This is a genomic window from Pyxidicoccus sp. MSG2, assembly GCF_026626705.1.
Classification (GTDB): Bacteria; Myxococcota; Myxococcia; order Myxococcales; family Myxococcaceae; genus Myxococcus.
The window spans coordinates 6,047,621-6,066,544 of sequence record NZ_JAPNKC010000001.1; the positions used below are offsets into that span (position 1 = coordinate 6,047,621).

The following is an 18,924-nucleotide window of genomic DNA, read 5'->3' on the forward strand; positions in this document are numbered from 1 at the left end:
CCCCATGTCCCTCCAGCTCCTCCCGAGCATCCTGGCGTGCGGGCTCGTCCTGGCCGCGTGTGGCTCCACCGTGGAGTTGCCGGACGACGCGGAGGCGTGCGCCGGCATCCGGTGCACGGCGGGCAGGTGCTTCTCCAACGGCGGTCAGCCCCAGTGCCGCTGCGGTGAGTGGGAGACCGCGGCCGGGGTGGACTGCGAGGTCAGCGCCTTCGAGGCGCCGGATGACCACGGGGCCTCTCCCGCGGACGCCACCGTGTTGACGCTGCCCATGGCCGCGCGGACGGCCGAGCTCCAGGTCGGCCGGCGCTCGGAGCTGAGGGACAGGGACCTCTTCGCCTTCACCGCCCAGGCGCGCCACGCGTACGCCTTCCGCTGCGGGCGGGTGAAGCTGGAGGAGTGCACGCTGCGCCTGCTGGACGCCTCGGGCCACCAGGCCCCGCTCACCGTGAGCCGGTTGCTGGAGGACGGCAGGGTGACGTGGGTGGGCGTGGCCCGGCCGGAGACGGCGGGCACCTGGTACGTGGAGGTGAGCAACGAGACGTTCGAGGGCAGCTACACGTATCAGCTGCTGGACCTGGGCGCGGACGACCATGGCGACAGCCGCGAGGACGCCACGAGGCTCCAGGCCCTCCGCGAGCCCATCGCCTTCCCGGTGACGCACAGCACGCCGGGGGACCGTGACGTCTTCACCTTCCGCGCCGTCGCGGGCCAGGGCTACCGCTTCAGCTGCGAGCAGTCGAACGCCATCTACCATGAGCTGAGGCTGACGACGGCGGGCGGGCGGGTGCTGGAGGTCCTCCCGCAGTTCGCGGTGGGCCGGGCCGCCGTCGGAGCGATGGCGACGGGGACGGAGGACTGGTTCGTGGAGCTGCTCGTCTCGTCCGGAACGTTCCCGGTGACGTCCTCCTGCCGGCTCGACGACCTGGGTCCCGACGAGCACGCGGACGGAGTGGAGGGCGCCACGCCGCTGATGCCCGGCTTCCCGGTGTCCGTCACCTTCCAGTCGAGGGCCGACACGGACGTGCTCTCCTTCACCGGTGAGCCCGGCCACATCTACACGCTGAAGTCGGGAGGGGCGGACGAGTGCGAGGCGAGGGTGACCGACGCCGCCGGGGTGCCGCTGGCCCTGGGCAGCTCCGGCTCGCTGAGCTTCGAGCCGGTGGTGCAGGGGACGTACTACCTCGTCCTGGCGCGGGGCTCCGCCTGGCTGCCTTCCTTCTTCCTCACGTGGGTGGACCTGGGGCCGGACGACCACGGCGACACGCCGGAGACCGCCACCTTCATCGGACAGGCGGCCGTCGCCACCGGCCGGTTCGAGTCGCCGCTGGATACGGACGCCATCGCCTTCTCCACCGAGGCCGGGGGCATCTACCGCGTCGACTGCGAGCCCGCGTGTGACATGTCCCTGGACACGCAGGGTCGCGTCCCGGCGGGCTTCGCCCAACTGGGGCCCGGACGGTACCTGGTCCACTCGTCGTGGCTGGAGCGCCGCACGCTCCTGCTCCGACCCCTGCCCGGCATCGAGAGCTTCACCCTGTGGTTGACGAAGGTGGCCACCGACGATTACGGCGACAGCGCCCTCGACGCGACACCGCTCACGCTGCCGGCCACCGTGTCCGGAATCCTCCATACGGGCGTGGACGAAGACGTCTTCACGGCGCAGTTGGTGATGCGGCGCCGGTATCAGTTGTCCATGACGGTGAGCGGGCTCCCGATAACGGTGACCGACCCGAATGGCTCCCTGATGTGGTTGTTCGGTGACGGGTTCACCACGAATGGCGCCGGCACGTACGTCATGCGGGTCCACGGGGGCGCGGGCCTGACGCAGCAGCCGTGGCGCTTCACGCTGCGCGAGCAGTGAGCGCGGGCCATCACTCCGGACGCCACTGCCACCCGGCCGACGGGTGGCGTGTGCGCTGGGGAACAGGGGCCGCCGCCGCGCGGGTGCGGCGCGTTGGCGGGGCGCGGGGCCATTCATAGCTCCAGTGCGCGCCGTCAACCCGAGGTCCGCACTTGCTTCGTTTTTCGCTCCGCGGGGGAGCCGCTCCCCTGGTCGTCACCGTGCTGCTCGCCCTCGCCGGCTGCGGCCCCACCTTCGAGATGGCGGACGACGAGGTCGCCTGCGAGGGCGTGCGGTGCACGGCGGGCACGTGCTTCTCCAACGCGGGCCAGCCCAGTTGCCGTTGCGGCGCCTGGGAGGACTCCGCCGGGCTGCTGTGCCAGGTCGCCGCCTTCGTGACGCCGGACGACCACGGAGGCTCGCCCGGAGAGGCCACGCCGCTGGACCTGGGCGGCCCGCACGAGGGCCGCATCAACGCCAGCACGCGCGGCCAGTCGGACCGGGACCTCTTCTCCTTCACCGCGAAGGCCGGCCACACCTACTTCTTCTACTGCGGGCAGCAGTCGGATTCGCTGCCCCGCTGCCTGCCGCGGCTGCTGGATGGCTCCGGCCGGCAGGTGAGCAGCTTCGTCCTCGACTCCAAGCGGAGCTCGTGGATTTTCACGGGGCTGGAGGAGGGCACCTGGTACGTCGAGGTGTCCGGCGACGGCGGCGTGACGGGGACGTACACGTACCAGCTCGTGGACATGGGGCTGGATGACTTTGGCGACTACCCGGCGGGGGCCTCGGGAATGGACCCGTCCGACGCGCCCTTCAAGGTGACGAGCACCTTCCTGGGGGACGAGGACGTCGTCCGCTTCCAGGCCGTGGCGGGCCACGCCTACCGCTTCAGCTGCGCGCTGCCGACGCTGGAGTCCGGCGTGGTGCTGCGGCTGATGGATGGCACGGGCCGGGTGGTGGACTCCGCCGAGGGGCTCGGAGTGCGCAACCAGCCCCGGCTGGACATGAAGGCCACCACGTCCGGGACGTGGTTCATGCAGGTGAGCCCGACGCTGGGCGACCCACCCCTGACCTTCGACTGCCGGCTGACGGACCTGGGGCTGGATGACCATGGAGACACGTCGGCCACCGCCACGCGGCTGACGGCCGGCGTGCCCGTCTCCGTGCGGATGCACTCGAGCAAGGACGTGGACGAGCTGGTCTTCACGGCCGTGGCGGGCCACGCCTATGCGCTGCGGCAGCAGCCCGCGCTTCCCGTGGACCTCCAGCTCTTCGACAGCGCCGGGAAGCGCCTGGGGGCGATTGCCGCCAACGCCTACCTTCCGATTCCCGCCGGTGGGGCGGGCGCGTATCACCTCAAGCTCACGCCTCCCCGGAACGGCATGTCGGACGAGCCCTTCCAGCTCGTGCTGGAGGACCTGGGCCCGGATGACCACCCCACCTACGTCGCGGACGCGGCCCGCTCTCCGCTGGGTGTCCCCATCTCCGTGCGCGCCCATTCCAGCTCGGACTTCGACACGCTCGCCTTCGAGACCGACCCGGACGGCGTCTACGTGGCGAGCTGCGAGCCCGAGTGCCTGATGAGCCTCAACGCCTATGGCTCGCGAAGCGGCTCGGAGCAGGAGCGCGTGAGCTCCAAGCACGTCACCGTCAATGGCGTCGCGTCGCTCACCGTCACGGTGCTGTCGACGTCCTTCCTGGAGGCCCACACGCTGAAGGTGGAGCGGGTGGGCACCGATGACTTCACGGGCGTCTCGAGCCAGGCCGCCCCGCTGGCGCTGCCCGCGTCGGGCAGCTTCGAGGCGGAGAACGACCTGGACGTCTTCACCGTCACGCTGGAGGCGGGCCGCACGTACAAGGTCGACGCGTCACCCTCCACGCTCGTGTCCATCTCGAAGCCCGGCGACCCGCAGCGGGTGCCGGCGGGGAGCTCGTTCACCGCGTCGCAGTCGGGCACCCATGTGGTGGCGCTCTGGCTGTCGGAAGGCAGCTACCCGGGGGCCTGGAGTCTGTCGCTGACGCCGGAGTGAGGTGGCTTGACTCGCGCGGTCCGGAAGGAGGCCAATGCGTCCCATGCGACGCTCGCTCCTCCTGGCCTCTCTCGTCCTGTTGTCCTCTGTCGCTTCCGCGGCGGAGGCGCCTCCACCCGCCGCTCCCGTGGCGGGGGCTCCAACGTCCTACGTCCTCAAGGCCGCGCGCCTGTTCGACGCGAAGGCGGGGAAGCTCGTCACGCCGGGCGTGGTGGTGGTGCAGGACGGGAAGGTGACGGCGGTGGGGGCGGGCGCGAATGTCCCCGCCGGAGCGCGCGTGGTGGAGCTGGGTGACGCCACGTTGCTGCCGGGCTTCATGGACGCGCACACGCACCTGACGGGCGAGCCGGGCCCGGACTGGCGTCAGGACCTCATCGACGACCTGCAGCGGACCATCCCCGAGCAGACACTGGAGTCGCTGCCGAAGGTGCGCGCGACGCTGATGGCCGGCTTCACCACGGTGCGCAACCTGGGGGCGCCGGACTTCATCGACGTGGGGCTGCGCAACTCCATCCGCCGGGGCACGGTGGTGGGGCCGCGCATCATCGCCGCCACGGTGGGGCTGGGGAGCACGGGTGGGCACTGCGACGGGGGCAACTCCTTCCGCAAGGGCGTGCTCGCGGAGGAGTCCACGCGCGGCGTGGCGAACGGCCCGGAGGCACTGCGCGCCCTGGTGCGGGAGAACCTCAAGTTCGGCGCGGACCTCATCAAGGTGTGCGCCACGGGCGGGGTGCTGAGCCTGAACTCGGACGTGGACTCGCCGCAGCTCACGCAGGCGGAGCTGGATGCCATCGTCGACGAGGCGCACGCGCGCAAGCGCAAGGTGGCCGCGCACGCGCACGGGGCGGAAGGGGCGAAGCGGGCCATCCGCGCGGGCGTGGACTCCATCGAGCACGGCTCGCTGCTGGATGACGAGGCGCTGGATTTGATGAAGAAGAAGGGCACCTGGTACGTGCCCACGGCCATGGCCTTCCAGGGCGTGCGGGAGCGCGCGGACAAGGGGATGTTGCCGGAGGAGAACATCAAGAAGGTCCGCGCGGTGGACGAGGCGCGGAGGCAGGCGCTGCGCAAGGCGATTGCGAAGGGCGTGCGGATTGCCTTTGGCACGGACGCGGGCGTCTTCGCGCACGGGCGCAACGCGGGCGAGTTCGCTCTGATGGTGGAGGCGGGCCTGCCGCCCGTGGAGGCGCTGCGCGCGGCCACCGTCAACGCGGCGGAGCTCTTGGGTGTGTCCTCGACGCTGGGCACGTTGGAGCCGGGGAAGCTGGCGGACGTGGTGGCGGTGCCGGGCAACCCGCTCCAGGACATCCGCAAGACGGAAGGCGTCTTCTTCGTGATGAAGGAGGGCGTCGTCTACCGGAACGACACGGAGCCCCAGGCGCCGAGCGCCGCGCGGTGACCCGCGACTACGGCAGGCAGATTTCGAAGCCGGTGCGCCCGGGCGGGAAGGTGTCGCGCGGGCGCGAGGCGGGCGTGACGGCGTAGAGGTGGAAGTCGAGCCGGCGCTGGAGGAAGCCCTTCAGCGCCGGGGCCAGCGCGTCGTCTTCGCCCTGGTAGAGGGTGAAGAAGTGGAAGCCCTGGCCGTGGAAGTCCGCGTACACCTGCTCCAGCAGGGCGCGGAAGATGGCGGGGTCCTCGCCGCGCACGCTGGTGTTGCAGAGGTAGAAGTAGCGGAAGTCGCTGCCTGGCGCGGGCAGGCGCGGCGCCCGCACCACGGACGCCATGGCATTCCACCCGAACCGCACCCAGCGCATGCCGCCCCGGTACGCGTGGACGCGGTAGCGCTTCACGGCCTCGGGGTTCCACGCGGAGGTGCAGCCCACCAGCCGCCCGCTCGCGTCGAAGGCGAGGTACGTGTCCTCCACGCGCAGCCCCGGCCAGCGGGCGAAGCGGTGCTCCAATTCGCCGGTGTCGAAGCGGTAGCCGAAGGGACGCGCGCGGTGGTCCGCGTCGAGGAGCGCGGCGATGGCGGGCACGTCCGCGGGCGTGGCGCGGCGCACGGTGAAGGCGCTGGGGCGGGGCCGGCGGCGGAGGAGGAACTGGACGGAGACGGCGGAGAAGCGGCGCAGCAGGGCGTAGTGGGGCTGGGCCTCGCGTCCGGGCTTGCGGCGCACCAGGGCCTGGAGGGCGGTGGCGTTGGAGGCCATGACGGCGGTGAGGAAGGTGTCCACGCCCAGGCGCTCGGCCGTCTCTTCCAGCACGGGGCCGAAGTAGCGGGCGAGTCCACGGGCCCGGCGCGCGGCGAAGCGGGTGCGCAGGTCTCCGAGGTAGCCCACGCGGCACGGGCGGCCGTCCAGCCAGCCGTCGCGCACGTGGATGGCGCCCATGCCGTCGAGCCGGTCCGCCACTTCGCCCTGGTGGACCCAGACCTCGGCGTCCCCGCGCTGCATGTCGAAGAGGGCGAAGTAGTCCGGGGCGCGCTGGGTGGAGAGGACCAGCTCGCCCTGCATCGGCACCGCGCCGAACAGGTCGAGCAGCATCGGGTTGTCGTTACGGGTGGCGCGTCGGAGGAGGCTCATGCGGCGGCGGTGAGCCTACCCGGTGCGGGCCGCGCGTTGGCGCCGGGCACGGCGCCGTGCTCACATCCGGGCCCGTTCGCCCGAGGGGTACGGAAGGAAGGGCCATGCGGGAGCTGTTGCTGCGCCTCAACCGCCGCTTCGCCGGCCGCCTGGCCACCACGGTGGTCGTCCTCGTGGGCACCTTCCAGTGCTACTGGTGGCTCAACGCGCACCTGCCGCCGCGCGTCGATTTGTCGCTGCCGGTGGACGCGGCCATTCCCTTCCTGCCGTGGACGTACGCCGTCTACACGTCCTTCTTCGTCTTCCCGCTCGTGGCGGCCTGGGCGCTGGAGGCGGAGGAGTACGTGCGCATGCTGGGCGCGGTGCTGGCGGTGAATGCGCTGTGCTACCTGGGCTTCTTCCTCTTCACGTCGCACTTCCCGCGCCCGCCGGTGGAGTCGATTGCGTCCCCGTACTGGCGTGAGCAGTTCCGGGTGATGTGGTCGCAGGACTTGCCGGGCAACACGTTCCCGAGTCTCCACGTCGCCGTCACCGTGCTCGGAGCGCTGCGGCTGCGGCACCGGCGCGCGGGGGGACTGTGGCTCGTGTGGGCCGCGCTCATCTCCGTGTCCACGCTCACCGTGAAGCAGCACTTCGTGGTGGATGTGCTGGGTGGGGTGGCGGTGGCGCTCGCGGCGCATGCGGTGTTCTTCCGGCGGTGGCGCGGCGTGGCGCAGGGGCGCGGTGATGTGACGCCCGTCCTCGCGGGCAGGACTTCGGGAGAGGTGAGCCCGTGAGTGGCCGGTCACTGTTTGCCATGGTCTCGGGGAGGCGTGCGCGATGAGCGGCGCGTCCGTGGATATCCCCACGCCACCGGGGCGGCTCAACGTGGCACTGGCGCTCGGCATCATCAGTGGGGGCGTGGCCTTGCAGTGGGTGGCCTCGCACGCGGAAGGGTGGCTCGGGGTGCTGGGCGCAGGCGTGGCCTTCTCGTTCCTCTTCCTGCCGCTGTACTCGCTGCTGCATGAGGCGGAGCACCGCGTCTTCCATGCGCACCCGGCGGTCAACGAGGGCTTCGGCGTGTTGCTCGCGGCCTTCTTCCCGGGGCCGTTCTCCTTCCTGCGCGCGTGTCACCTGGGGCACCACCGCCGCAACCGAAGCGACGCGGAGATGTTCGACCTGTACTACCCGGGCGACGACGTGCGGCGGAAGCGCCTCACCTTCTACGCGCTCTACCTGGGAGGATTCTGGCTGCTGGTGCCCCTGGCGATGGCGGTGGTGCTGGTGGCGCCCGGGGCGCTGCGGGGCCGGCTCGTGAAGGACCCGTCCGCAGTGGCCATGGTGGAGGGCATCCCCGAGTCCTTCATGCGCCGCATCCGCCTGGAGTGCATCGGCGTGGTGCTGCTGCACGTGGGGCTGGTGCTTGCGCTGGACCTGTCTCCCGGGCGGTACCTGCTGCTGTACGCGCTGTATGGGCTCAACTGGTCGGCGCAGCAGTACGTCACCCACGCGCACAGTCCCCGGCACGTGCTGGACGGGGCACACAACCTGCGAGCCCATCCGCTGTACGAGTCGCTGCTGCTGCACTTCAACTGGCACCTGGCGCACCATCAACACCCGCGAGTGCCGTGGCTGTACCTGCCGCGCCATGACGACACGACGCGCGAGCGGCCGGGCTACCTCACGGCCTTCGTGCGCTTCTGGCGCGGGCCCCGGCCCGTGGTTGCGGATGCGCCCGGCGAGGCACGCCGATAGATACCGGGAGTGCGCGCTGTAACACCTGCCCGGGTGGCGACCTATGCGCTCAGGACCCGAATCCAGGAGTCACGAAGCCATGGCCGACAACGAAGCCGTCCGAGCAGGGGAGCGACAGTCAGCTCCTGGCTTCCTGAGCTGGGTGGCGGTCCTCGTACATGAGCACCGCGCGAGGCTGCTGGCCCTGGCGCGGAGCCGGGGGCTGGACGCGGAGGAGGCGCTGGACGCGGTGCAGGACAGCTTCATCTCGTTCTTCCAGCTCCCGGAGGCGCGGGCCATCTCGGGAGCGCCGGAGGACTCGCTGAAGCTGCTGACGGTCATCCTCCAGCACAACGTGCAGAACTGGCGGAGGAAGCACTCGCGGCGGCAGCGGGCGAGGCTGCTGCTCGAAGCGGCCGCCACCCCGCGCGAGGACACGACGAGCGATGAGCTGATTGCCCAGGCCGAGGAGCTGGCCCGGGTGAACGGCTGCATCGTCCGCATGGGCCGGCTCCAGCGGAGTGTGGTGAAGCTGAGCCTCATCGACGAGCAACCGCGAGAGGAGGTCGCGAAGGTGCTCGGCATCTCGGACGGCTACGTGCGCGTCCTCGTGCACCGGGCGAGGGAGCACCTGCGCTCCTGCGGCTTCCCGGAGGATGAGGACGGGCCCCTCGTGGACGAGCCGTGGGACTGACGGGGCCCGTGTAACGCGCGCCCGGGGCGCGACCTACGTGTCTGTGAGCGGGCATTTTCGCCCGTCCCTCGAAGGAGCGGCAGACATGGCAGGCAAGGTGGCAATCGTCACGGGCGCGTCGAGTGGTATCGGCCTGGGGCTCACGAAGGCTCTGGTAGAGCGCGGTTACTCCGTCGTCGGCACGTCGCGGCACGTGTCGAAGTCAGGCGCGCTCTCCGCGTCGAACCGGCTCGCGCTGGTGGATGGCGACGTGGGCGAGGTGTCTACGGCGAGGCGGGTGGTGGATGAGGCACTGTCGCGGTTCGGCGGGGTGGACCTGTTGGTGAACAACGCGGGGACGTTCATCTCCAAGCCGTTCACCGACTTCACACCCGAGGACTACGCGACGCTGCTGTCGACGAACGTCGCCGGCTTCTTCCACATGACGCAGGCGGTGCTGAGGCACATGGTGGGCCGGAAGTCGGGGCACGTGGTGAATATCGGGACATCCCTCGTCAGGCAGCCCATGGCGGGCGTGCCCGGTGCGCTCTCCATCCTCACCAAGGGTGGCATCGAAGCGGCGACGCGTGCGCTCGCCATCGAGTACGCGCCGCATGGCATCCGCGTGAACACGGTGGCTGCGGGTGCCATCGACACGCCGATGCACACGCCGGACAAGCACGGCTTCCTCAAGAGCATGAGCCCGGCGAACCGGGTGGGCACGGTGCCGGAGATGGTGGACGCGGTGCTGTATCTCGACTCCGCGGGCTTCGTGTCCGGCGAAATCCTCCACGTCGACGGCGGCGCGCACGCGGGGCGGTGGTAGCGCGCTCGCGTTCTTCAACGCGGTGACGGTTCGCGGAGACTCACGTCGCAGAGCCAGCGTCGCGTGCCGGGAAAATAGGCGCAGGTCTCCAGCGGGCCGCAGGCCTGGGCATTCTTCGAATCACATGGACGCCGGCACTTCTTCTGCTCGCAGACGGTGCCCTCGGGACAGGGGGGATGGTCCGCACCGCATCGACGCGTGCACTCCATCTCAACCTCCCCCGGGCGTCCGGGCAGATAGCTCACGCTGCACGAGGTCCCTTCAGGACAGGCCTGGCGCTGACAGTTGTCTCCCTGGATGCGAGCACATGCCGAGACACCCTTCTTGAAGGGTACGCATTCCTGTCCTTCAGGGCAGGCGCGTCCATCACAGGTGGGCATGCAAGAGGGCCCGTTTCTCCCGTCCAGGCAGGTGGTGCCTTCAGGGCAGGTTCCTGGCTCCCCAAGCTCGCACGGGCGGCCGCAGTAGCCGTTGCAGAGAAGCCCTGGGCGGCAGACCATCTCGCGGGTGTACGTGAACGCGGACGAGCAGGGCGCGCCTTCATCCGCCAGTCCCTGGACGACACAAAGGCGTACCCATGGCCCATGGCCCCGGCTCCGCAACGCTTTGCAGGTGAAGCCCTCGTCACATTGAAGGTCCGTCCGACACTCGCTGGACAGGCAGAGGGCTGTGCCGCTCGGGAATGAGAGGCATCCGAGCGGGGGCTCACAGTCCTCCGCCTTCTCACACGGCCGCTCATGAGTCAGCAGTGCCCGGCGTTCATCGAGGGTCAGGACGGGGCTTGCCGTCTCCATGTTCCTTTGAGGCTCTTGCGCTGGGGGCCTGTTCGCGGGCCAGTCCCGCCCAGCGGCGACGACGAAAACGACGGGAAGCGGAAGTAGGAAGCCCGCGAGAGCCGCTAGCAGGGGCCGCCACTTCACTTGCATCTCCAGTCGCACTCTTCGTCGTCACCTTCTTTCTGGGGGCAGTCCCACTTCCAGGTCTGCCCAGGAGGGCACTCCTGCTCTTGAGCCTCCTTCGTGTCCTTGCGCGCGGCGCGGTCGATGAAGCCATCCCGCATGTGGTCATGCGGGCATCCCGTTCCGGTCAGGAGCAAGACCGCGGACATCACACCGTGGCGCCAGCGCATGACTTCCCCCGTGGCAGCGACAGCCTGCTCAGGGTAGCGCCAACGAAAGACAGGTCGCGATTAGCGCCGCGTGAGAGTGCTCAACACCCGACTGCCAGCGTCAGCGCTGCTCCGCCTTCTTGAACCGCAGCCGCTTCAACTCCTCGAACCGCGCCCGATTACGCGGCGGCGTCGTGGCCACCAGCCCGTCCAGCATGCGCTTGGAGCTCTGGTAGATCTCCTCCACGGCGATGTCGAACGCATCGGTGTTCTGCTTCGACGGCTTGCGCGTGGCGGCAATCTTGCGGACGAACTGCAGCGCCGCCGCACGGATGTCGTCGTCGGTAGCGGGCGGCTCGAAGTTGAACAGGGGCTTGATGTTCCGGCACATGCCCCAAGGCTAGGAGCGTGCGGGGCGCACGGGCAAGGCCACTCAGGCCGCCCGGTCGGCGGTGGCGACGAGCCGCTCGTGAAGCACGAAGAGCACCAGCGCGAAGCAGGCAATCATCGGTGCGATGGCCCGCAGGCCGGCGTATTCGCTCACGAGGCCAGCCATGTTCGGCAGCACCGCGATGCCCAGCGTCGCCATGCTCACCTGGAAGCCCACCGCGTGCGGCGCCATGTGCACCCCGACGCGCCTGGGCGTCTCGGCCATGAGCCCCGGGTAGATGGACGCGAGCGAGAATGACAGCAGCGGCAGCGCGATGGCCCCCAGTGCGAGCCCTGGAATGGCGAACAAGGCCGCGGAGAGGACCACCCCCACGGTGGCCATCCGGATCATCCGGACCTGCCCCAGCCGCTCCACCACCAGTCCCAGCACGAGCCGCCCCGCGAAGAGCCCACCCCAGTAGGCCGCCACCCAGGTCCCTGCCGCCGTCCCGGAGAGGCCGCGCTCCTCCGTGAGCAGCGTGTAGCTCCACTGCCCGGCGCAGACCTCGATGCCCGTGTAGAAGAAGAAGATGGCCAGCTGCAGCCAGACCGTGCCGCTGCGCAGGGCCGTCCGGCCGCTGACGCGCGGCGCTTCCTCCGGCACCGGGCCGCTGCCACCGGGCGCGTCCAGAACCACCGGCGCCTCGGAGGGCGGCGTGTCCCAGCGTCTGCGCGACACGACAAAGGCGATGACCATGGCGGCGAGCAGCCCGCCAACCACCGCGTAGCCGACCCGCCAGGAGCCACCACGGCTGAGGACGGTGGTCATGATGGCCGGCCCCACCGTGGCGCCGGCCGCGTACGCGGCGTGGAGCCAGGACATGTGCTTCGGCCCGAAGTTCCGGGCCGCGTAGGTATTCAGCGCGGCGTCGATGGCGCCAGAGCCGAAGCCCATCAGGAGCGACGCCAGCAGGATGAGTGCGAAGGCAGGGGCGGCGGAGATGCCCAGGACACTCGCGGCGACGAGCGCCGTGCTCCCCGTCAGTAGCAGGCCGATACCCAGGCCCTGGATGAGCCTGCCGGCGAGCATGCCGGAGAGGAAGTAGGAGCCCGCCGCGACGGCGACAGGCGCACCGAGGAGCGCCTGGTGGAGGCCCATTCCATCCCGCATGGACGGCCAGGCGACTCCGAGCAGCGCATCGGGCAGCCCGAGGCTGATGAAGGCGAGATAGGCGAGGGCCAGGATGGACCCGGAGGTGCGGGAGCTCGGACGTTGCATGGCGGCGTGAGCCGTGGATGCCACGGGACGCGGACATGACGCCAGCGACAGTTTCCGGCGGAGCAGCGTGGCCAACGCACGCCTGCTCGGGCGCGGACGGGGCCCGGGCGGACCGGCACACTTGCGGCACTTTTCGGACCGCGACTGTGTCTTCACGGGGACGGTGGATGCCCGTTAGAACGGGCACACCATGGCTCCACGGACCTGTCTCGTCACGCGGCGCGAGGAGCTGGAGCAGATACTCCAGCTCCAGGCCGCCAATCTGAAGCAACACGTGTCCCCCGAGCAGGCCGCGCGTGAGGGCTTCCTGACGGTGGCGCACACGCTGGACGGGCTGCAGCGGATGCACGCGCTCGCGCCGAGCGTCATCGCGAAGGACGGCGACACGCTTGCGGGCTATGCGCTGGTGATGCCGGTGGAGGCGCGCGCCTTCGTCCCCCTCCTCGAGCCCATGTTCCAGCTCTTCGAGACGCTGAGCTGGCGCGGGCGCCCGCTGGGTGATTACCGCTACTACGTCATGGGCCAGGTGTGCGTGGCCGAGGCGTACCGGGGCCAGGGCGTGTTCGACGCCCTCTACCGCGGGCACCGCGAAGGCTACGGGACGCGCTTCGACTGCACGGTAACGGAGGTAGCCACGCGCAACACGCGCTCGATGCGGGCCCACACCCGCGTCGGCTTCGAGCTGCTGAAGACGTACCGGGACGCCACGGACGAGTGGGCCGTCGTCGCCTTGCCGCTGCACGATTGACTGTCGGGGAATGGGCGGGCCTGTTCAGCGTTGCATGGCCCCGGAAGAGGCGGGGGTGCCCCCGTCTGGCCGGATGGTACGGTCCGGCGCTGCTTCCGCCCTTCCTTCACGACAGAGGAGCCCACCCATGACGCACCGCCGCACCACGCTGAGCATTCCGACCCTGGCCGCGCTCGTCTTCCTCGCCGCCACGCCCGCGCTGGCGCAGAAGACCATTGCCCCCGAGAAGGCTCCCGTCAGCCCGCTGCAGATGACGGCGAAGAAGCTGGACGACAAGACGTACGTGAAGGTGACCTACAGCTCGCCGCGCATGCAGGACCCGAAGACGGGCGAGAAGCGCGTCATCTTTGGCAAGCTGGTGCCCTATGGCGAGGTGTGGCGCCTGGGCGCGAATGCCGCCACGGAGCTGACCACCACGGGTGACCTCGAAGTCGCGGGCAAGAAGCTCGCGGCCGGCACCTACGCGGTCTTCGCCATTCCGCAGGCCGACAAGTGGACGCTCATCTTCAACAAGGACCTCGGCGAGTGGGGCGCCTACAAGTACAACAAGGACCAGGACGCCCTGCGCGTCGACGTGCCGGCGAAGAAGAGCGTCGACACCCATGAGGCGTTCACCATCGCCCTGGACGACAAGGGCACCGCGCTGAACTTCGCGTGGGAGAACACGCAGGTCTCCGTCCCCGTGAAGCCGGCGAAGAAGGGCTGAGCCACACGGCCTTCGCTCACCGGGAGGCGAACCGTTTCGCCTTCCCGATGCGCACGGCCAGCAATTCCCCCGCGCGCGCGTCGCGCGGGGGACCCACCACGCGCAGCAGCGTGCCGCCCACCGGGAAGCGGTACTCCGCCGCGTGTCCGAGGAACAGCCGCGCGGAGAGCGGCAGCAGCGTGCCCTCTCCGCCCAGCTCCAGGTCCTCCGGGCGGACCACCAGCGTGCACGGGCCGTCCGGGGCCACCATGCCCGCGGGCAGGGGGAACTTCGCGTCCCCCTGTGCGGTGTGGAACTCCCCGTCTCGCACGTGGCCCACGAGGACATTCGCCCCTCCGACGAAGCCCGCGACGAACGGTGTCGCGGGCTCGCGGTAGAGGCGCTCGGGGGTGTCCACCTGCTCGATGACACCCTGGTTCATCACCGCGATGCGGTCCGACAGCGCGAGCGCCTCGCCCTGGTCGTGCGTGACGAAGACCATGGTGGTGCCCAGCCTCGCGCGCAGGGCGGCGATTTCCGCGCGCAGCTCCTCGCGCAGCGCCGCGTCCAGGTTGGACAGCGGCTCGTCCAGCAGCAACACGCGCGGGCCCGCCACCAGCGCCCTCGCGAGCGCCACGCGCTGGAGCTGTCCGCCCGACAGCTCGTGTGGCCTCCGCGTGGCGAGCGCCTCCAGCCGCACCCAGCGCAGCGCTTCCTTCACACGTGACGCCACCTCCGGCTTCGGCATGCGCCGCAGCGTCAGCGGGTACGCGACATTCTCCTCCACGGAGCGGTGCGGCCACACGGCGTAGCTCTGGAAGACCATGCCCAGCCCACGGCGCTCGGGCGGGACGCGGACTCCGGGCCCGGCCACCGTCTCCCCGCCGATGCGGATGACGCCTGTGTCCGGATGCTCCAGTCCCGCGAGCATGCGCAGCGTCGTCGTCTTGCCGCAGCCCGAGGGGCCGAGGAGCGACACCAGCTCTCCCTCGCGCACGTCCAGGCTGAGGCCGCGCACCACCGGCGTGGTGCCGTACGACTTGAACAGGCCCTCCAGCGCGAGCGCCGCCATCACCGCACCTCCACCGCGCGCCGGCCCATCCGCGCGAGCACCGCCTGTCCCACCACCACCAGCGCGACGAAGGCACACGCCAGCACCGCCGCCGCCGCCGGGTCCGCGTAGCTCTGCAATTCGAACAGCAGCGTGCCCAGCACCTCCGAGCCCGCTGGCACCAGCAGCACGGACATGGTGATTTCCGTCGCGCACGCGAGGAACGCGAGCACGAAGGCCACCACGAGCGCCGGCCGGAGCAGCGGCAGCGGCGCGTCCACGAACGCCCGCAGCGGACCCGCGCCGCTCACCCGCGCGGCCTCCGCCAGCGACGGGTCAATCTGCGCCAGCGCCTCCGCGCTGTTCCGCGCCCCGAGCGCCAGGTACTTCGCCGCGTACGCGATGAGCAGCAGCCACGGCGTGTGCGCCAGAGCGAGTACGAAGGCGACGCGGCCCAACAGGATGAAGCGTAGGTCGCGCGAGAAGGCGAGGAGCAGCGCCAGCGCGAGCACCGTGCCCGGCACGGCGTAGGGCCACACCGCGAGCGCCTCCACTCCCGCGCCCGCGCGGCGGAAACCTCGCTGGAGCACCGCCGCCGCGAGCCCCAGTGCGCACACCAGCCCGCCCGCGCCCGCCGCCAGCAGCAGGCTGCGTCCGGTGGCGCGCAGCGTGCGCGGCTCCAGCAGCACGCCGGACCAGTGCGCCAGCGTCAACTCCCGCCACGCCAGGTCCGCGCCGAAGCTGCGCTGCATGGACGTGAGGAGGATGGCCGCCAGCGGGAGCAGCACCCACACCGCGCAGGTGACGCCCACCGCCACCGTGGCCGGCCCCCGCGCTCGGCCCAGGGGGAAGAGGCGGGAGGACACACCCTTGCCCGCGCTCAACCGCACACGGCCCGAGCGCCCCAGCGCCCACGTCGCCACGAGCGCCAGGGGCACGAGCAGCAGCAGTCCCGTGGCCAGCACCGACGCACGCGCCAGCCCCGCGTCTCCGCCCAGCAGCACCAACTCGTAGATGCGCGTGGTGAGCACGCGCGTGGGCGGCGACGCCGACACGCCCAGGAGGTACGGCACGCCGAAGGACGACGCCGCCATGAGGAACACCATCACCGCGCCGGACAGCAGCGACGGCAGGGCCAGCGGAAGCGTCGTCGTCAGCAGCGCGCGCACCGGCGAGGCGCCGCACACGCGCGCGGCCTCCTCCAGCGCCGGGTCCACCCGACGGAACGCGGCGGCCCCGGCGAGCAGCACCAGCGGCAGACCCGAGAGTCCCTCCACGAAGGCGATGCCCGCCGGGCCGTAGATGTCGAAAGTGCCCTCGCCCAACAGTCGGTTGAGGTAGCCCGCCCGGGGGCTCGCGAGGGACAGCCACCCCATGCCCCAGATGAACGCGGGAATGGCGGAGGGCAGGGTGAACAGCACCGTGAACGTCCCACGCAGCGGCAGGTCCGTGCGGAACAGCAGCAGCGCCAGCGGTGTGCCGAGCACCAGCGCCAGCAGCGCGGCCCCCGTGGACACCGTCAGCGTGTTCCCCAGCGCCCCACCTTCCGAGGCCAGCCACGACAGGTCCCCATGCGTCCCCACTCCGCGCAGGAGCAGCACGACGACGGGGCCGACGGCGAAGAACAGGACGGGCACCAGCCACGCGCCCAGCCCGAGCCACCGCCCTCGCGCGGCGTGCGCGCTCATCGGGAGAACGCCCGGGTGAAGGACTCCTTGACGTCCCCACCGCGCGTGAGGCCCCGCTCCACGAGCGCGGGTGTCCACGGCTGCGCGCGCTCCAGCAGCGCGTCCACACCGGGCTCACCCCGCGGCCCGCCGAGCCTGGGGTCCACCGCGTGCATGTCGCCCTTCTCGACGATGAGGCGCTGGCCCTCGGGGGACAGGAGGACGTCCAGCACGGCCTTCGCCGCCACCGGGTTGGGCGTCGTCGCGAAGAGGCCCACCGGGCCGGGGATGACCACGGCGCCATCGGTGGGCCACACCACCTGGATGGGACTGCCGCGAGCCCGGGCCGCCAGCGCGTTCTCCAACAGCAGCACTCCGGCGTCCGCCTCGCCGCTCTCCACCTTCTGGAGCACCGCCGCGTTGCCTCCGGCGACGATGGCGCCGCGCTCGCGCAGGCCGGTGAAGAAGGCGTCGCCGTACCTCGCCTGGCAGAACACCGCCCAGGTGAAGGCGGTGCCCGACGTGAGCGGGTCACCAATGGCCACGCGCCCCTTCCAGCGTCCGTCCGCCAACTCAGCGAAGGACGACGGCACAGGCGTGGTGCCCTGGCGGTGCACCAGCACCATGGTGGACAGGCGGATGGCCGCGTAGCGCGCGTCCAGGTCCACCAGCGAGCGGGGCACCCGGAGCACGTTGGGCGAGGCGTAGCGCGCGAAGGCGCCCTCGCGAGCGAGCCGCTCGTAGAGGAACGGGTCCGACGTGGCGAGCAGGTCCGCGCGCACGGCGCCCGCGGCGCGCTCGGCTTCGAGCCGGCTGGCCACCTTCTCGCTGCCGGCCTGGTACCAGTGCACCTGAACGCCGGGGAGCTTCTCCTTCAGCAGCGGGTCCAGCGCGTCCAGCACGTGCCGATACATGGACGTGTAGACCCACACGTCTCCGGACGGTGCGCCCTCGCGCGCGGCCACGGGGCCTGACGCGGGCGCGGCGGACTCGATGCGGCACGCGGCGAGCAGGGCGAGCAGGGCGAGCACGGCGGCCAGGCCGGCGCCCCGGACCAGGGCAGGAGAGGGCATTCGCCGGGGATTATGCGGAACGGGAGCGGAAAGTCACCGCTGCGTCGGGTTGCGGCGGGGATGCATGGGTTTCGGCCACCGCGGCTTCGGGCTCGCGCGCGGCGGTGTGGAAGTTCGTGGGGTGGTAGCGGTCTCGCAGCCGCATGAACGGCGTCTCGACGAAGCGGTACAGCAGCCAACCTCCGAGCAGACAGAGGGCGGCGATGATGGCCACGGTGGTGCCGCTGCCCAGGCCCCAGGGCTTCAGTTGCTCCCGCGCGATGTGGGCGAGCGGCTTGTGCGTCAGGTAGATGGCGTAGGACCACGCCGCGAGCGGCGCGGCGCCCGGCACTCGCACGCGGTACAGCAGCGAGCCCGGGCTCAGTGCAGCCACCACCAGCAGCGCGAAGGCGCAGGCCACCAGCGAGTAGCCAAAGCCCGTCATCGCGAAGCCGTACCCGTAGCCGTCGATGTAGTAGTACCGCGCGAGCAGCGCGAAGAGGACCGTGGTGGCGAGCACTCCCGCGCCCAGCGTGGCCCCGCCCCGGCCGGTGACGCGCTTCCAGAGTTCTGGATGGAAGTTCTTCAGCATGGCGATGGCCACACCGGGCAGGAACTCGTCGAAGCGGCAGAACGAGGAGTAGTAGATGTTCGGGTAGTAGCCCTCGACGGCGCCGCCCTCCTCCAGTCCGTACCGGAACCACAGCACGCAGCGCAGCGTGACACCGGCGACCATCAGCCCCGCCAGCGCGAACCAGGCCACCCGCTTCGACAGGGAGCGGCCGAAGTGCAGCGCGCCGACGATGACCAGCGGGAGCAGGACGTAGAACTGCTCCTCGATGCACAGCGACCATGCATGGGAGAATGCCGTGCCCGGCTGCAGCCACAGGTTCTGTGTGAAGGTGAGGAAGCGCCACAGCGGCGGGGGCGTCTTGCCGCCCATGAGCGTGGGCAGCGTGAAGTACAGCGCCAGCACCACGTAGTAGTTGGGCAGCGTCCGCAGCAGGCGTCGGAGGTAGAACGCTCGCAGCGACAGCGACTTCCCCTTCGTGACGCCGGAGAGGAGCTGGTTTCCAATCAGGTAACCGCTCAGCACGAAGAACAGGTCCACCCCCGTCCAGCCCACGGTGCTGACCCAGCCGAAGGTCGGCTCGCCGCTGACGAACACCCTGTAGTGGTAGGCGAACACCAGCAGGATGGCGACCGCTCGGAGCGTGTCGAGCCCATCGAACCGGGGGGAAGTCTGCGCGGAAGTCACGGTGCGAACCCTCGTCCCGGGAGCGGCGGGCTCCCATGGCTGTAGCACCGGAGCGTGGGCCGGAAAGACCCACCCCGCCACTTTGCGGCGGCGCCCCGCGGATGTG

The 18,924-nt window shown here is 70.8% G+C and carries 16 protein-coding genes; 9 read left to right on the top strand and 7 right to left on the bottom strand.

Going from position 1 to position 18,924, the window contains the following annotated elements:
- The first annotated feature begins 4 nt into the window (after positions 1-4).
- The 3 genes from OV427_RS23645 to OV427_RS23655 all read left to right on the top strand — a co-directional run bounded on the left by OV427_RS23645 (position 5) and on the right by OV427_RS23655 (position 5,269).
- Positions 5-1,861, top strand: coding sequence for a hypothetical protein (locus OV427_RS23645; RefSeq protein ID WP_267858419.1), 1,857 nt, complete (start codon positions 5-7; stop codon positions 1,859-1,861).
- Between the two features lie 152 nt (positions 1,862-2,013).
- Positions 2,014-3,870, top strand: coding sequence for a hypothetical protein (locus OV427_RS23650; protein ID WP_267858420.1), 1,857 nt, complete (start codon positions 2,014-2,016; stop codon positions 3,868-3,870).
- Positions 3,871-3,913: 43 nt separating this feature from the next.
- Positions 3,914-5,269: a metal-dependent hydrolase family protein gene (locus OV427_RS23655; RefSeq protein WP_267858421.1), complete on the top strand. Its 1,356-nt coding sequence runs from the start codon at positions 3,914-3,916 to the stop codon at positions 5,267-5,269.
- 7 nt (positions 5,270-5,276) lie between these two features.
- On the opposite strand, the gene OV427_RS23660 is transcribed toward OV427_RS23655, so the two are convergent.
- Positions 5,277-6,389 carry a GNAT family N-acetyltransferase gene (locus tag OV427_RS23660; protein ID WP_267858422.1) on the bottom strand — a complete coding sequence of 371 codons (1,113 nt, stop codon included), beginning with the start codon at positions 6,387-6,389 and terminating at the stop codon, positions 5,277-5,279.
- A 104-nt stretch (positions 6,390-6,493) separates the two neighbouring features.
- Between OV427_RS23660 and OV427_RS23665 the strand changes: the two genes are divergently transcribed.
- From OV427_RS23665 to OV427_RS23680, 4 genes are all read left to right on the top strand, one after another.
- The gene (locus OV427_RS23665; RefSeq protein WP_267858423.1) at positions 6,494-7,165 is read left to right on the top strand and encodes a phosphatase PAP2 family protein; all 672 of its coding nucleotides are present in this window, start codon (positions 6,494-6,496) and stop codon (positions 7,163-7,165) included.
- Positions 7,166-7,208: 43 nt separating this feature from the next.
- Positions 7,209-8,123: a fatty acid desaturase gene (locus tag OV427_RS23670; protein ID WP_267858424.1), complete on the top strand. Its 915-nt coding sequence runs from the start codon at positions 7,209-7,211 to the stop codon at positions 8,121-8,123.
- 79 nt (positions 8,124-8,202) lie between these two features.
- Entirely contained in the window at positions 8,203-8,796 is a 594-nt protein-coding gene (locus OV427_RS23675; RefSeq protein WP_267858425.1) for an RNA polymerase sigma factor, read from the top strand.
- 85 nt (positions 8,797-8,881) lie between these two features.
- On the top strand, positions 8,882-9,601 hold the full coding sequence (locus OV427_RS23680; RefSeq protein ID WP_267858426.1) for an SDR family NAD(P)-dependent oxidoreductase: 720 nt from the start codon (positions 8,882-8,884) through the stop codon (positions 9,599-9,601).
- A 1,229-nt stretch (positions 9,602-10,830) separates the two neighbouring features.
- On the opposite strand, the gene OV427_RS23685 is transcribed toward OV427_RS23680, so the two are convergent.
- Together OV427_RS23685 and OV427_RS23690 are read right to left on the bottom strand one after the other, a co-directional pair.
- On the bottom strand, positions 10,831-11,100 hold the full coding sequence (locus OV427_RS23685; protein ID WP_163991533.1) for a DUF2277 domain-containing protein: 270 nt from the start codon (positions 11,098-11,100) through the stop codon (positions 10,831-10,833).
- 42 nt (positions 11,101-11,142) lie between these two features.
- Positions 11,143-12,357, bottom strand: a complete 1,215-nt coding sequence (locus tag OV427_RS23690) for an MFS transporter (protein WP_267858427.1) — start codon at positions 12,355-12,357, stop codon at positions 11,143-11,145.
- 190 nt (positions 12,358-12,547) lie between these two features.
- On the opposite strand from OV427_RS23690, the gene OV427_RS23695 reads away from it, so the two are divergent.
- Positions 12,548-13,105, top strand: a complete 558-nt coding sequence (locus OV427_RS23695) for a GNAT family N-acetyltransferase (protein WP_267858428.1) — start codon at positions 12,548-12,550, stop codon at positions 13,103-13,105.
- A 127-nt stretch (positions 13,106-13,232) separates the two neighbouring features.
- The gene (locus tag OV427_RS23700) at positions 13,233-13,811 is read left to right on the top strand and encodes a DUF2911 domain-containing protein (protein WP_267858429.1); all 579 of its coding nucleotides are present in this window, start codon (positions 13,233-13,235) and stop codon (positions 13,809-13,811) included.
- 16 nt (positions 13,812-13,827) lie between these two features.
- Here OV427_RS23700 and OV427_RS23705 read toward each other — a convergent pair whose 3' ends face one another.
- The 4 genes from OV427_RS23705 to OV427_RS23720 are packed head-to-tail and all read right to left on the bottom strand — an operon-like array spanning position 13,828 to position 18,818.
- The gene (locus OV427_RS23705; RefSeq protein ID WP_267858430.1) at positions 13,828-14,862 is read right to left on the bottom strand and encodes an ABC transporter ATP-binding protein; all 1,035 of its coding nucleotides are present in this window, start codon (positions 14,860-14,862) and stop codon (positions 13,828-13,830) included.
- Positions 14,862-16,529: an ABC transporter permease gene (locus OV427_RS23710; protein WP_267858431.1), complete on the bottom strand. Its 1,668-nt coding sequence runs from the start codon at positions 16,527-16,529 to the stop codon at positions 14,862-14,864. Before OV427_RS23710 ends, OV427_RS23705 begins: the two co-directional genes overlap by 1 nt.
- Positions 16,526-17,581 carry an ABC transporter substrate-binding protein gene (locus tag OV427_RS23715; RefSeq protein WP_267858432.1) on the bottom strand — a complete coding sequence of 352 codons (1,056 nt, stop codon included), beginning with the start codon at positions 17,579-17,581 and terminating at the stop codon, positions 16,526-16,528. Before OV427_RS23715 ends, OV427_RS23710 begins: the two co-directional genes overlap by 4 nt.
- A gap of 10 nt (positions 17,582-17,591) precedes the next feature.
- Positions 17,592-18,818, bottom strand: coding sequence for an acyltransferase family protein (locus OV427_RS23720; RefSeq protein WP_267858433.1), 1,227 nt, complete (start codon positions 18,816-18,818; stop codon positions 17,592-17,594).
- Between the last annotated feature and the right edge of the window lie 106 nt (positions 18,819-18,924).

Excerpts from the sequence above, each read along its gene's own strand:
- OV427_RS23705 (WP_267858430.1), bottom strand. The coding sequence starts at position 14,862 with ATGGCGGCGCTCGCGCTGGAGGGCCTGTTCAAGTCGTACGGCACCACG.
- OV427_RS23680 (WP_267858426.1), top strand. The coding sequence starts at position 8,882 with ATGGCAGGCAAGGTGGCAATCGTCACGGGCGCGTCGAGTGGTATCGGC.
- OV427_RS23695 (WP_267858428.1), top strand. The coding sequence starts at position 12,548 with ATGGCTCCACGGACCTGTCTCGTCACGCGGCGCGAGGAGCTGGAGCAG.
- OV427_RS23685 (WP_163991533.1), bottom strand. The coding sequence starts at position 11,100 with ATGTGCCGGAACATCAAGCCCCTGTTCAACTTCGAGCCGCCCGCTACC.
- OV427_RS23700 (WP_267858429.1), top strand. The coding sequence starts at position 13,233 with ATGACGCACCGCCGCACCACGCTGAGCATTCCGACCCTGGCCGCGCTC.
- OV427_RS23715 (WP_267858432.1), bottom strand. The coding sequence starts at position 17,581 with ATGCCCTCTCCTGCCCTGGTCCGGGGCGCCGGCCTGGCCGCCGTGCTC.
- OV427_RS23710 (WP_267858431.1), bottom strand. The coding sequence starts at position 16,529 with ATGAGCGCGCACGCCGCGCGAGGGCGGTGGCTCGGGCTGGGCGCGTGG.
- OV427_RS23660 (WP_267858422.1), bottom strand. The coding sequence starts at position 6,389 with ATGAGCCTCCTCCGACGCGCCACCCGTAACGACAACCCGATGCTGCTC.
- OV427_RS23645 (WP_267858419.1), top strand. The coding sequence starts at position 5 with ATGTCCCTCCAGCTCCTCCCGAGCATCCTGGCGTGCGGGCTCGTCCTG.
- OV427_RS23690 (WP_267858427.1), bottom strand. The coding sequence starts at position 12,357 with ATGCAACGTCCGAGCTCCCGCACCTCCGGGTCCATCCTGGCCCTCGCC.
- OV427_RS23675 (WP_267858425.1), top strand. The coding sequence starts at position 8,203 with ATGGCCGACAACGAAGCCGTCCGAGCAGGGGAGCGACAGTCAGCTCCT.
- OV427_RS23665 (WP_267858423.1), top strand. The coding sequence starts at position 6,494 with ATGCGGGAGCTGTTGCTGCGCCTCAACCGCCGCTTCGCCGGCCGCCTG.
- OV427_RS23670 (WP_267858424.1), top strand. The coding sequence starts at position 7,209 with ATGAGCGGCGCGTCCGTGGATATCCCCACGCCACCGGGGCGGCTCAAC.
- OV427_RS23655 (WP_267858421.1), top strand. The coding sequence starts at position 3,914 with ATGCGACGCTCGCTCCTCCTGGCCTCTCTCGTCCTGTTGTCCTCTGTC.